This window comes from Shewanella sp. S1-49-MNA-CIBAN-0167, assembly GCF_040310145.1.
In the GTDB taxonomy this organism is placed as follows: Bacteria; Pseudomonadota; Gammaproteobacteria; order Enterobacterales; family Shewanellaceae; genus Shewanella; species Shewanella psychromarinicola.
The window spans coordinates 1-12,459 of the sequence record NZ_JBEOPO010000014.1; the positions used below are offsets into that span (position 1 = coordinate 1).

At 40.2% G+C, this 12,459-nt stretch carries 13 protein-coding genes; 5 read left to right on the forward strand and 8 right to left on the reverse strand.

The annotated features are described in order from the left end of the window. Window positions 1–192: 192 nt before the first annotated feature. Window positions 193–759 (reverse strand): GNAT family N-acetyltransferase, encoded by a 567-nt coding sequence (locus AAEZ00_RS08245; RefSeq protein WP_124012408.1) that lies wholly within the window; start codon window positions 757–759, stop codon window positions 193–195. 3 nt (window positions 760–762) lie between these two features. Next, the gene (locus AAEZ00_RS08250; RefSeq protein ID WP_124012409.1) at window positions 763–981 is read right to left on the reverse strand and encodes a hypothetical protein; all 219 of its coding nucleotides are present in this window, start codon (window positions 979–981) and stop codon (window positions 763–765) included. 122 nt (window positions 982–1,103) lie between these two features. Between AAEZ00_RS08250 and AAEZ00_RS08255 the strand changes: the two genes are divergently transcribed. Beyond that, window positions 1,104–1,592, forward strand: coding sequence for an META domain-containing protein (locus AAEZ00_RS08255; protein ID WP_335689048.1), 489 nt, complete (start codon window positions 1,104–1,106; stop codon window positions 1,590–1,592). 195 nt (window positions 1,593–1,787) lie between these two features. Further along, window positions 1,788–2,258, forward strand: a complete 471-nt coding sequence (gene argR / locus AAEZ00_RS08260; RefSeq protein WP_101034246.1) for a transcriptional regulator ArgR — start codon at window positions 1,788–1,790, stop codon at window positions 2,256–2,258. Between the two features lie 63 nt (window positions 2,259–2,321). On the opposite strand, the gene AAEZ00_RS08265 is transcribed toward argR, so the two are convergent. The 3 genes from AAEZ00_RS08265 to AAEZ00_RS08275 all read right to left on the reverse strand — a co-directional run bounded on the left by AAEZ00_RS08265 (window position 2,322) and on the right by AAEZ00_RS08275 (window position 4,980). After that, window positions 2,322–3,260, reverse strand: coding sequence for a Dyp-type peroxidase (locus tag AAEZ00_RS08265; RefSeq protein WP_101034245.1), 939 nt, complete (start codon window positions 3,258–3,260; stop codon window positions 2,322–2,324). A gap of 293 nt (window positions 3,261–3,553) precedes the next feature. Next, window positions 3,554–4,303 carry a ferredoxin--NADP reductase gene (locus AAEZ00_RS08270; protein ID WP_101034241.1) on the reverse strand — a complete coding sequence of 250 codons (750 nt, stop codon included), beginning with the start codon at window positions 4,301–4,303 and terminating at the stop codon, window positions 3,554–3,556. A gap of 44 nt (window positions 4,304–4,347) precedes the next feature. Next, the gene (locus AAEZ00_RS08275) at window positions 4,348–4,980 is read right to left on the reverse strand and encodes a DUF5610 domain-containing protein (protein WP_101034240.1); all 633 of its coding nucleotides are present in this window, start codon (window positions 4,978–4,980) and stop codon (window positions 4,348–4,350) included. A 410-nt stretch (window positions 4,981–5,390) separates the two neighbouring features. Here AAEZ00_RS08275 and AAEZ00_RS08280 point away from each other — a divergent pair, with 410 nt between their 5' ends. After that, on the forward strand, window positions 5,391–6,878 hold the full coding sequence (locus AAEZ00_RS08280) for an FMN-binding glutamate synthase family protein (protein WP_351088555.1): 1,488 nt from the start codon (window positions 5,391–5,393) through the stop codon (window positions 6,876–6,878). Window positions 6,879–7,026: 148 nt separating this feature from the next. Continuing rightward, entirely contained in the window at window positions 7,027–7,218 is a 192-nt protein-coding gene (locus tag AAEZ00_RS08285) for a hypothetical protein (RefSeq protein WP_101034238.1), read from the forward strand. 253 nt (window positions 7,219–7,471) lie between these two features. Here AAEZ00_RS08285 and AAEZ00_RS08290 read toward each other — a convergent pair whose 3' ends face one another. Both AAEZ00_RS08290 and AAEZ00_RS08295 read right to left on the reverse strand, forming a co-directional pair. After that, complete coding sequence (locus AAEZ00_RS08290) at window positions 7,472–7,687, reverse strand: hypothetical protein (RefSeq protein ID WP_101034237.1); 216 nt, start codon at window positions 7,685–7,687, stop codon at window positions 7,472–7,474. Window positions 7,688–8,242: 555 nt separating this feature from the next. After that, window positions 8,243–10,036: an ABCB family ABC transporter ATP-binding protein/permease gene (locus AAEZ00_RS08295; protein ID WP_101034236.1), complete on the reverse strand. Its 1,794-nt coding sequence runs from the start codon at window positions 10,034–10,036 to the stop codon at window positions 8,243–8,245. Between the two features lie 351 nt (window positions 10,037–10,387). Here AAEZ00_RS08295 and AAEZ00_RS08300 point away from each other — a divergent pair, with 351 nt between their 5' ends. Next, complete coding sequence (locus AAEZ00_RS08300; protein WP_101034235.1) at window positions 10,388–10,564, forward strand: hypothetical protein; 177 nt, start codon at window positions 10,388–10,390, stop codon at window positions 10,562–10,564. Window positions 10,565–10,606: 42 nt separating this feature from the next. Here the strand turns inward: AAEZ00_RS08300 and aroG are convergent, their stop codons facing one another. After that, window positions 10,607–11,662, reverse strand: a complete 1,056-nt coding sequence (gene aroG / locus AAEZ00_RS08305) for a 3-deoxy-7-phosphoheptulonate synthase AroG (RefSeq protein WP_351076377.1) — start codon at window positions 11,660–11,662, stop codon at window positions 10,607–10,609. Window positions 11,663–12,459 lie beyond the last annotated feature (797 nt).

Consider the following 12,459-nt stretch of genomic DNA (forward strand, 5'->3'; position numbering starts at 1 on the left):
TGAGCCGTATGCAGTGAAAGTTGCACGTACGGTTCTTAGGAGGGCGGCACTTGGTAACAGGTGTCGCCTATCCGACCTTGTTAGCAAAGCCAATGGCCAGTTTGATATTGCAGACTTGAAATAAATCGGTTTTTATCGATATATCCCTTATACCGCCTTGACGTTAAATAACCACCTTAACGACACAATTGATCAGATACCATTTACCGTGGCAGTGGCAGTGGCAGTGGCCAGTAAACAATAATCACGTTGTTCAAAACTAAATTGATCAATCTCTGTCATCGCCGCTTTTTGTTGATGTGCGGCTAATGAACGCGCATTGTCTGCGGCGACATACGTAATCATAAATGGAAAGGTATTGCTTACTTGTTTTTTTAATTCAGTGACTAACGCCGAAAATACTCCTTTGCCACGTTTTGATTCTTGGATCCAAACCGGCCCATATTGGCATGAATTAGTGGTCGATAAAGTTTGTCCCTCTAAATCGGTAAACTTAATTTTTTGAATAATATGGCGATACAATGGTTGCGCGGAAAGAAAGGACCATTTGGCTGCCATCACATAACCAATGATTTGCTCTTGCTCTTCTGCCACGATAAACCAATGCTGATTGATAAGCTGTATCACCTCGCCTTTGCTGAGTGAATGAGCATGAAGTTGGTTATTTGAACCTAGCAACTCATCATCTACATGAGCACGTTCTAACTGCACAATAGCAGCAACATCGGTTAATAACGCCTTACGGATAATAAATGACAATGATTATTCCTTTGACCCTAAATTGGGAGATTGTTTCTTAGACCATTCTATCACTAGCGCAACAGGCAGCGGAGACATAATTAATGTCCCCACACCAATAAGTAAGGCAATGACTAATATACCACTGACTTGCTGGCCTATATCACTTTGCCAATATAATCCTACGCCCACCAGCAACATGATTAAACCAACGATATGCAACACTTTGAGTAATTTGATCATTTTAGACTCTTTAATACGTTAAATAATGTTCATTAATCCGAAAAATTACAATTATTTACGCTCTTACTCACCTTCAAGTAGTAGAATAACGGCAATTTTTTCGTATTTGGAACTCTCTTCGCATGATAAAGCATATTCTTGGCGCCACCGTTATATTTTTAGGCCTTAGTGCTTGTCAAAACCACACTCAAATTGTCTCAAATGAACAATTAATTGGTACTTGGCATGTAGAAGTCGTCCTTGATACTCCTACCATTAATAATAGCCCAGCAAAATTAGTTTTTGCCCAAAATGGTGAGTTAAGCGGCAATAACAGCTGTAATCAATTTTTTGGTCATTACGATCAACAAGGAAATCGACTCCAAATGGCACCGTCGGGTTCAACTATGAAAGCTTGTGTAGATAGTTTAATGGCCCAAGAAGCGGATTTGATGCACGCTATTGCACAGGTACAACAGATTGATTTCTCAAAAGGCAAACTCAATCTGCTGTCTGAAAAGGGTGATACGCTATTGGTACTAACAAAACAATCATCGCCACGATCGTTATACAAAGAATCGTTATATAACGAGTCGTCCGATAAAGCCTCTTTAAATACTGCACCCTATTAATTTATAGTTTATAACCTCAATACTGTGAATTATTCACTTAAGTCGGTAGACTTATTACTCACCCAAGTGTCAGCTTAAAGTTCCACTGTAAAATGAATTTTTATTCAATAAATCTGATTCTTTCTTGACTTAACAAGCCAATATATTCAAAATATGCTAGTTTTTTGAATAACAACTATAAGATGAATTATCACTATGCCAGCGACAAGAAATCAGGATGAGCTCGTTCGAACTTTTAAGGCGATTCTGAAAGAAGAACGTTTTGGAAGCCAAAGCGAGATTGTTATTGCGCTTCAAGCCGAAGGATTCGGTAATATTAATCAATCTAAGGTCTCTCGCATGCTCAGCAAGTTTGGTGCTGTGCGAACTCGAAATGCTAAGCAAGAGATGGTGTATTGCCTCCCTGCCGAGCTAGGCGTTCCGACTGCGGGTAGTCCAGTTAAGAATTTAGTACTGGATGTTGACCATAACCAAGCCATGATTGTGGTAAGAACCAGCCCAGGTGCAGCGCAATTAATTGCACGTTTGCTCGATTCAATAGGCAAACCAGAAGGCATATTAGGTACCATTGCCGGCGATGATACTATTTTTATTTGCCCAGCAAGCATAAAAACTATTGATGATACTCTCGAAACGGTTAGATCCTTATTCAACTATAGTGAATAAAAAAACCGTTCCAATAAAAAAGCAATGCCATGGCATTGCTTTTTTATTGCCTAGGATCGGCGTTTACACATCATCAAATTGAGTTAAAAAATCCAGTGATGGTACAAAAAATGACGACCCAGTCAACGCTTTAGTAAACGACATTAGATGATCATGATTTCCATGACCATCACCGTGCACCATACTGCGGAGCATTTTTTCGAAGTTATCAGGTGTACGGCATACAGAAAGAAACATTAGCCCTTGTTCTCTAATCGAACCATATGGCATGCTTTGGCGTAAAATCTCTAATGCGTTACCCTGTGGGTCCTTTAAATTGACTCGTTTCGTATGGCTGGTTAATGGCTTATCTTCTGACTCGTACTCAATATCATCAACTTTGGTTCGACCAAAAATATCTTCTTGTTTTTTAAGTGGTAAACGATGCCATTTACTTAAGTTATGCATGTATTTTTGCACATGTAGATAACTACCAGATACAAAGTCTTGATCTTCATCACCGACGAGCGCAACTTGTTGACGATGGCGCCCTTTAGGGTTTTCAGTACCATCAACAAAGCCGGTTAAATCACGACTGTCCATAAATCGAAAACCGCGCTCTTCATCGACTAACTCAACCAAATCCTCAAACATTTGATTAATTTCATTAGCAACAAGATGCAAAATATCATAACGATCGCAACGGATATGAACAAACAGATCATATTCCATCGCGGGAGCATCACGATTACCGTCATTCATTGCAGGAAAAGGTTTCAACAATGCTGGACGAGCTTCTGGATAAAAAGTATCCCAAAAATTGGCCCCAATACCCACAAAGCCATTAAAAGCACTGTCTGCATACTGATCCGTGAGTTCGTAAATGTATTGCGCCACATTAGCAATGGACGGACGTAGTTGATCTTCAACACCGTCATTGGCATTAAACATCAAGTACACACTGTGTAAATTCCCTTCTGCGCAAATCCCTAACTGTTCACGAGGCATAACTTGGTTACCCATATTAACTCATCTACCTTAATACTTTATGTCGGCCTAAATGGTTATAACTTAACGCTTTGATGTAATTAAGTAGTCATTAGATAACCAATAGCTTCTTTTATCAATTCCGCTAATTAATAGCTTATCTTAATTCAATATACATTACCCGAAGTGTACTCACATTTAGCTGATTTGTAATCGATATTGTACTCATATTGGGTCAGGTAAGAGGTTGATCATTCATTACAATTATTATCATACTGTCTGTGAATATGGCGAGCAGGGCCACCACTGCATTCTCATTTACGATACTATTACCAATATTTTTCGACCGTTATTTGCCCAGGAGCACGTCGAAGATTTTTGGCTAATCCTTTATCTACTAGGGCTATTTGAGCGTCACTTATCATCCCTGGGTTACCACAGATCATCACTTGAGAATGTTCTGCATTAATCCCTAACCCCGCTTTTTGTTCAATTAATCCGCTGCTAATGCCATCAGGAATGCGACACGATAACCCTTCAGGATAGTCTTCACGGGTCACAATCGGAATAAACACAAACTGCTGTGGATGTTGTTCAATAAACTGGTTAATGGTTGCTAAATAAGCTAAATCTTCAGCGAACCTGACACCATAAACTAATACGACTTTTTCAAAGCGTTGCCAAGGTTCTGCCGTTGCCAGCATAGAGATAAAAGGACCCACAGCGGTACCGGTAGCAAAGAACCACAAATGTTTGCCTTGCAATACGCCGTTAGGCACTTCATCTAAGGTCATAAATCCAGTCGCTTTGGGCGTCACTTCAATGGTGTCTCCTGGGTTTAATGCTTTTAGATCTGGAGATAATTGCCCATCCTCTACCGACACCGCCAGCACTTCGACATAATCCGTACCTGGAGAATTTACCAGTGAATACGCCCGCGCGACACGCTTTTCATCACGCATTTGGCTGAGCTTAATAAACTGACCTGCGATAAAAGGTTCGACATCGGCTTTGATGCGCAATGAGAATAATTTATCATTCCAATCAATGCGCTCAATTACCTTACCCGTTGTCCACATAGTCACTATCCTTATCGCTGAAAGCCTATCTTAATCATAAGAGACTAAGTAGCTTGAGTCACGCTTTGTGATCCATCTTTAGTCGACTTATCCTGTCTAAATTGCGCTAACCCTTGCTGTATCAGCTCATATGTTTTATCAACACCAGCAGCAATATCGCCCTCTAGTACTTTTAAACCAGACAAAATATCACTTGCCTCTTTAAAGCCGTGATCGATTGCATCTCCAATTTTGAGCATAAAGCTGTCAACTTGTTCATCGAGCACCATAGATTGGTTTTGTTGTTGATGCACAGAGAAAAACGCTGTTGCAAAGCTAACAATACGATCAGCAGTTGCTTCTGGCGAGTAATCCACCCCACTCGCAAGGCTCTTTTGGACTGAGTTTTCTCCTCGCATTGGTGCAAGCTCTTCGTTAATGGCTTCAATCGCGGCGCGATAAAGTAATGCCATGGACTTGTCACCGGCAGCAATGCTCACTTCCTCTTGTGCTGCCAGAATGTTGTTATTCATTATTTGACGACTGAGTTGGCTCGCTGATATTTTGGTGGATAAGTTGACCGCTGAGCTAGCGTTATTGGAAGCGGCTTGAGTTGACGAAGTGGCGGCACGGGTTGAAGTGCTTTTACTTTCTAGTGCAGGGGTCGCATTAGTTGAAGCCGCATTGTTAACATCCATAATAATTTCTCATTTAGCATAATAGATAGCCTAAATATCGACCAAAAAATGAATCTCTGAAGTCATAATAGATAAATATAACGATTCATCTCATTCACCCCCTTACGATATTAATGGCGAACTAAAGGCCTATATTGCATAACGATAATGTAAAGGATAGCCCAAATAACAGCGTTAATGTGTACATTAGCAATAACCGCTAAATTGAAAAAGTAAGCTTCAACGCATCACAATCGCATCAATTAATGCCTTACTACTGCAAAAGAAAACCGTTTGATAACGAGGTCAAAAGTGTAACGATATAGTTACCTCGTATTGGTTATTGCTAATATGGCTAGTTAATAAGATTAATTTTATCATTATCACCCATACTGAGTCTCTCACACTGAATTTTAATTAAGGACAATAATATGCCGCAACAACATTGGTTTATATGGGGAATAGATATTTTCTCTGGTCTTTTATTAGTGTTATTTTGGTTATTACTCATCGCGGTAATTTACATGTTTATTGCTGATAAACTGCAAACTAAACAAGCCATTCGGCATAACTACCCTGTTATCGGCCGTTTTAGGTATATTCTAGAAAAACAAGGCGAGTTTTTTAGACAATACTTTTTTGCCCAAGATCGCGAAGAGCTACCATTTAATCGCGCCGAACGCAGTTGGGTATATCGCGCCGCTAAAAATGTTGACCGCACCATTGCGTTTGGTTCAACTCAGGTCTTAGATAAACCGGGGGCAGTAATGTTCATGAACTCAGCATTCCCCATCAATGATCATGACACCCATAAAACCATCGCTGTCACCATTGGGCCCGATTGTAATCACCCTTACATAACCGAGAAGATTTGCCATATATCAGCAATGAGCTTTGGGGCATTGTCTCGCCCAGCGATTACAGCACTATCCCATGGCGCAGCAAAAGCAGGTTGTTGGCTCAATACTGGCGAGGGAGGATTAAGCCCTTACCATCTAAAAGGTCATTGTGATTTAGTATTTCAAATAGGCACAGCTAAATACGGTGTCCGTAATGCTCAAGGCCATTTAGACGCACAAAAACTCACCGAAATTGCAGCGCATCCTGAAGTCAAAATGTTTGAAATTAAGTTAAGCCAAGGTGCTAAGCCCGGTAAAGGTGGTATTTTACCCGCCATAAAAGTGACTGAAGAAATTGCCATTATTCGCGGGATCCCAGCGGGACAAGACTCAATTAGCCCCAATGGACACATTGAATTAAACAACGTAGCTGACATTGTCGATATGATAAATCAGGTAAGAGGTATTACCGGCAAACCAACAGGAATTAAGGCTGTGTTAGGCGATATGTCTTGGGTAACCGAATTCCTGGATGAAATTGAGCGCCGTGGTATTGAGCATGCACCAGACTTTTTTACCTTAGACAGTTCCGATGGCGGTACAGGCGCAGCGCCACAAGCTCTGATGGATAATGTGGGCTTACCACTACGACAGAGTTTACCGTTACTGGTTGATTTACTGAATGAACGCGGCTTTAAGCAACGCATTAAAATTATTGCTACGGGGAAAATGATCATACCCTCATATGTGGCATGGGCATTAGCCACTGGTGCCGATTTTATTGCTTCCGCCCGTGGAAATATGTTTGCCTTAGGCTGTATTCAATCGCTGCAATGTAACAAAGACACTTGCCCCACTGGCATTACAACTCATAATACACGACTACAAAAAGGCTTAGATCCTAAAGATAAATCGGTACGTGTCGCAAACTATAATCATTTTTTACACTATGATTTAATCATGATCGCACATTCATGCGGCGTAACAGATCCAAGATATTTAACCCGCCACCATGCTCGTATTGTGCAATCGTCTGGGGTCGCAGTCACTCTCGATAAACATTACCGACATATGCAATAGTGTAGGTCATGAACCCCAGTAAATTACAGGGCTCTAGTGCGCGGATTACTTTGCCGAAAATGAGAAAAGGTGTACAATATGTTTGATATTAGTCACAATAAGCAGTCTTAATGTGATTTGAAGAGGCGTCAGTCCAGAGGGTTTCGTATTGAATATAAAAACGAATGCAGTAGATCTAAATGCAAAAAGCTTAAGTTTAAGCTGTAAAAACTGTAATCGAATGACAGAAATCGAAGGAGAATTAGTATGCTTTGAACAAGGCAAAATTAAACGTTTAACACTAGACCCTTCTCCAGCGGCACTGATAAAAATGGTGTGTATTAGTTGGCAGAAAAAGTAATCATTTTTAATCAACAGTCGAATTTGTCATTTTAGACATAACTGACTATATCCCGATCTTCTTCCAAGTGCTTTATCGACCAAAAATCCTAATGTTAGCGATTAAAGCCATAATGGCATCCCAAAAGATACACTGATATCAATTCATTAGCATCATAAGTCAGTGCAAATCGATATAACAGCATGAGTTGATTAGAGCGAGTCAAACAACAAAAGTGTGTCCTGCGTGTCATCATTTTGTTTAATTGGCTAGGTTATACAATACTCTTATCGAGATCACTATCCATCGCCTTAGCTAACGTCACGCCACGAGTCGTCACCCTTAAACCAGCACACAAATCGTTGTACACTATTTTAATTGCATCATCAGACATGTTACGCGTTTTTAGCATTGCCATAATAGCAAACCAATCTGTTGTCACTTGATGCCGGGTGCCTTCTAGCGCCGCAATTAACGCAATATTATGCACAAGTCATCTCCATACACGAATCTGCACCTTTAATAAAATCCAGTTGATTGAAAAACAATGTTATCTGAGATAAATAACTCACGAGTAAGGCTATAGATTAACTGCGTTAATCACTATCGTCAAAAAATTCATTAGCCATAAATCTAACAATAGGGTTTTAACACCATTCAGCGCTGTTAAAATGTTCCATTATAGAGTGCTTACGCTATAAAGAGGTTTTTAATTATGCCCCCACTTAACGACTTCGCTGGTGATAATTCTTACTCATGGTAAGAGAATGATAAACCCAAACGCCCGTTTTTACGCCACATCATCATATATACCTAAACGACCTTGAAATGGAGGAGCCAGCATATCAAGAAGTGACCGCGCTCAAGGTTCAAGGAATAGGGCTGCTAGAGCGACCTTCGATCTGCTAGGTTCTAGAATTTAGCCGCACAGCGTACTGGCATCTAATCCTCTCGCTTTTAGCTTGTATAGGATCTCGCCCCGCTAGCTTCTAGGCCTTTAGCTTCGCTTTTAGTTTATATAACGCAGAAACATGTTTATCGACACTTAGCCCTTCGCCAGATTTTCTTGTTCATTTTGAATATGCCAAAGCCGAGCATAAAGCCCCTGTTGAGCTAATAAACTAGTATGAGTGCCATGCTCAACAATATTACCTTTACTCAATACGACTATTTGGTCTGCATCAATAATGGTCGATAAACGATGGGCTACGACTAAACTTGTGTGACCTTTTGCAGCATCTCGCAAGGCACTTAAAATAGCTTGCTCTGAGCGTGAGTCTAATGAAGACGTGGCTTCATCAAACACTAAAATAGGCGCACCTTTCAACACAGCACGAGCAATAGCAACACGTTGTTTTTCGCCGCCGGAAAGCTTTAATCCACGCTCACCGACCTTGGTATTGCCTTTATCTGGCAATGATTCAATAAAGTCGCTCAAATGAGCCAATTTAATCGCCGCGATAATCTCATCACGGGAAGCATCTGCACGGCCATAGCGAATATTCTCATAAATAGAATCGTTAAATAATACCGTATCTTGCGGTACTACTGCGATTGCTCTGCGTAAAGCTTGCTGGCTAAACTGACGCACATCAATACCATCTATAGTGATCGAACCACTGGCAACATCATAAAAGCGAAATAACAATTTAATGATAGTGGATTTACCTGCGCCACTGTCGCCCACTACGGCAATTTTTTTCCCTGCTGGCACCTCAAAACTGACACTTTTTAAAATGGCTCGTTGATCGTAATGAAAGCTCACATCAGTGAACTTTATCGCTCCAATGGTTGGGCTAATTTCTATCGCATCAACCTGATCTAATACTTGTGGTTGTTTGGCTAAAATATCAAACATGCGTTCAATATTGGCTAATGCACCGCGGATCTCACGATAAACAAACCCTAAAAAATTTAACGGAATAAATAACTGCATCATAAACGCATTAATTAATACAAAATCGCCAATAGTCATGGAATCTTGGCTCACTTCGTAGGCCGCCAACCCCATCATGGCAGTCATAGCAACGGCAATAATTAACGCTTGGCCACCATTAAGCGCAAATAACGATAAACGGTTTTTGCGCTTTGCCACTTCCCATTGCTCAAGCGCAGAGTCATATCGTTGCGACTCAAATTCTTCGTTATTAAAATATTTTACGGTTTCATAATTTAATAAGCTATCCACTGAACGAGTATTTGCCAGCGAGTCGGCTCTAGCGGCATCGCGCACATAACCTGTACGCCATTCTGTCGCCACGACGGAATAACCAATGTAGGTCACAACAGAGAAGAAGGTGATCAGCGCAAAACTCGCGCCATAGTTATAAAAGAAAATACCAATAACTAAGACAATTTCAAGCAGTGTTGGAACGATATTAAACACCATAAAGCGCATTAAAAAACTGACACCACTGGTGCCACGTTCAATGTCACGCGACAGGCCGCCGGTACGGCGATCTAAGTGAAAATCAAGATCGAGTCGATGTAAATGTTCAAAAACCGACCGTCCAAGGCGACGAATAGCACGTTCGGTAACCCGACCAAATAAGGTATCGCGTACCTCACCAATAATGACATTGAGCAAGCGAACCGCACCGTAGGCTAACACCAAACCAACAGGGACGGCGATTAGCTGCGTCGCTGATTGTTTATCGAGCGTATCGACTAAGTCTTTAAGGATAAATGGCAATCCAACACTCGCTATTTTAGCAACGATGAGGCAAATCATCGCCAGCAATACTCGCCCTTTAAATTCTAATAAATATGGCCATAACAATCGTAGAACTTGCCAATTTAACGTCCCTACCGGGCCTTCAAAATACGCAGAAGGTCTCATCTTTACTCCAGTTAATTACCGCTGTTATTGGCAGTGTTACGAATGGTAAACATTGATTGTCTTATTATATGCCATTTCCTTATCAGACTTACGTCACATTATAATGGAATGGATATTATCAAATTTTATTGATGTTAACCTTTTTAACGTCAAGTTTAGTAATACTTAAGGCTTACTAAAAATAGATTTTTATTAGTCAAAGATATAATTTTTGGGTTTATTTGTGTTTTTTTGTGCTTTTTTAAGCTAAATAGAGTTATTTCTGTGAGCATAATTTGCTACTCTTCGAGTACAAATAAAGGCCTGTTTGATGATTAACAGACAAAGATTTACTAACTTAAAGGATGCTTTATGTTGGATAACACAAAAATTCAGTACCCTCCATTACAACTAATACAAACATGGGTATGGATGATGATTGAATCTGATAACCCTGAACTGCAAGACAAAGGCCGTAATAATCTTATCTCGGCCTTTGGTAATCTAGCAAAGGCTAATGAATATCTCGTTGAATATACAAAAAAATAAGGCGCTCATTGCGCCTTATTTTTTGAGTGATTTTGCCAAAGACTATGCTTGACGACGGTCTAGTACACTTTGATTTAGGGTCGCTAAAAGCGACTCGGTGTCATCCCAACCGATACAAGCATCTGTAACACTTTGTCCATAACACAATGCACTGCCTTCAATTAAATCTTGGCTTCCTTCGACTAAATGACTTTCAACCATAACCCCAAATATAGCCTGATTACCTTGAGATATTTGACCGGCAACATCCTTTGCTACCACCATCTGTTTTTTATAATTTTTGCTGCTATTGGCATGGCTAAAATCAATCATAATATTATCAACTAATCCTGACTTAGTCAGCTGATTAGCAATCTCTGAAACATGCTCAGCACTATAGTTTGGGGCGCGTCCACCACGAAGAATAATATGACAATCGGGGTTGCCTTTGGTCGATACAATCGCTGAATGACCAAACTTAGTCACCGACAAAAAGTGGTGAGGAGCATTGGCTGCACCTATCGCATCAATAGCCACTTTAATGGTGCCGTCGGTGCCATTTTTAAATCCAACAGGACAAGACAGCCCCGATGATAGCTCTCGGTGTACTTGCGACTCAGTGGTGCGAGCCCCAATAGCGCCCCAACACATCATATCGGCCACATACTGAGGCGTGATCATATCTAAAAACTCACCTGCGGTTGGTATTCCAGAGTCATTTAAATCGACTAATAATTTGCGCGCAGTGCGTAAGCCATCATTTAGTTGAAAACTATTATCCATATACGGATCATTAATTAAGCCTTTCCAGCCCACGGTTGTTCTCGGCTTTTCAAAATACACCCGCATCACGATTTCAAGCTGATCTATATACTGTTCACGTAACTTAACCAAGCGTTGACCATATTCTAAAGCCGCAACAGGATCATGGATTGAACAAGGACCAATCACCACCAACAGACGATCATCTTTACGGGCTAAAATGTTATGAATGCTGTTGCGTGCATTGAAAACGGTTGCTGATGCATTTTCGGTTGCCGGAAATCGCTCTAGAATCGCAATAGGAGGAAGCAATTGTTTTATTTCATCAATACGAATATCGTCAGTTTGGTAATGCATAGTGGTTACAGCTCCGGCAAAACATTTTATTTATCTGATCCATTAAAAGGTAAATCAGATGATACGATTCATTAAAAATGATCAAAAACCATCGAAAAAAATGAACATGAATCTCCAATTTAACCAGTATCTATCGACAAATCAATCAAGTATTATTCATCGATACCGATAACAGATGCTATAGCAAGTCACGGGCAATACGGTAATAGGAAGTAATAGCGAATGAGACACAGTACCCCGATGTAAACTGAGTATTAAATAAGCCTATTTATAGATTTTTAGTAACCAATCACACTGCCAATCACACTGCCAATCAGCAGTATTATGAAAAGACACACTCATGATATTAATATGCTTTACCTTGGTTATTAACCTCATTCAACTCAACACAAACAAGATGAACCATTTAATATTCAGCTCGTTATCCAGAAGGTAATCACTGATTGAAAAACTAAAAACACCCATTACATTCAGCAAGTTACCATGGACATCAACCCCTCAGTGGCCGCTTCCATTGAGCCTAACGAAGGTTAACACCCATTAGTCGAATTTAACTCGTTGAGTGACAGTGGAACATGGGTTCAGGGCATCGGAAGATTTAGTTTATGCCGATAATATTAAATGACTATTTGATACCCAAAACTTGATTGAATATCAAAAATAGCGGGTTCTGCTTATCAAGCATTAACTTCCATATTGAATAAATTAACGATCTTAATGCTTTGTCTTTTTTAGGGTTTCAAAACTGAAAACAATACTTAGTCGATATGTTTAACGATTTGAGCAATGCCAATCCT

Bases quoted from the DNA above. Each gene is read 5' to 3' on its own strand.
- AAEZ00_RS08250 (WP_124012409.1), bottom strand. From the start codon at position 981: ATGATCAAATTACTCAAAGTGTTGCATATCGTTGGTTTAATCATGTTG.
- AAEZ00_RS08255 (WP_335689048.1), top strand. From the start codon at position 1,104: ATGATAAAGCATATTCTTGGCGCCACCGTTATATTTTTAGGCCTTAGT.
- argR (WP_101034246.1), top strand. From the start codon at position 1,788: ATGCCAGCGACAAGAAATCAGGATGAGCTCGTTCGAACTTTTAAGGCG.
- AAEZ00_RS08265 (WP_101034245.1), bottom strand. From the start codon at position 3,260: ATGGGTAACCAAGTTATGCCTCGTGAACAGTTAGGGATTTGCGCAGAA.
- AAEZ00_RS08270 (WP_101034241.1), bottom strand. From the start codon at position 4,303: ATGTGGACAACGGGTAAGGTAATTGAGCGCATTGATTGGAATGATAAA.
- AAEZ00_RS08275 (WP_101034240.1), bottom strand. From the start codon at position 4,980: ATGGATGTTAACAATGCGGCTTCAACTAATGCGACCCCTGCACTAGAA.
- AAEZ00_RS08280 (WP_351088555.1), top strand. From the start codon at position 5,391: ATGCCGCAACAACATTGGTTTATATGGGGAATAGATATTTTCTCTGGT.
- AAEZ00_RS08295 (WP_101034236.1), bottom strand. From the start codon at position 10,036: ATGAGACCTTCTGCGTATTTTGAAGGCCCGGTAGGGACGTTAAATTGG.
- AAEZ00_RS08300 (WP_101034235.1), top strand. From the start codon at position 10,388: ATGTTGGATAACACAAAAATTCAGTACCCTCCATTACAACTAATACAA.
- aroG (WP_351076377.1), bottom strand. From the start codon at position 11,662: ATGCATTACCAAACTGACGATATTCGTATTGATGAAATAAAACAATTG.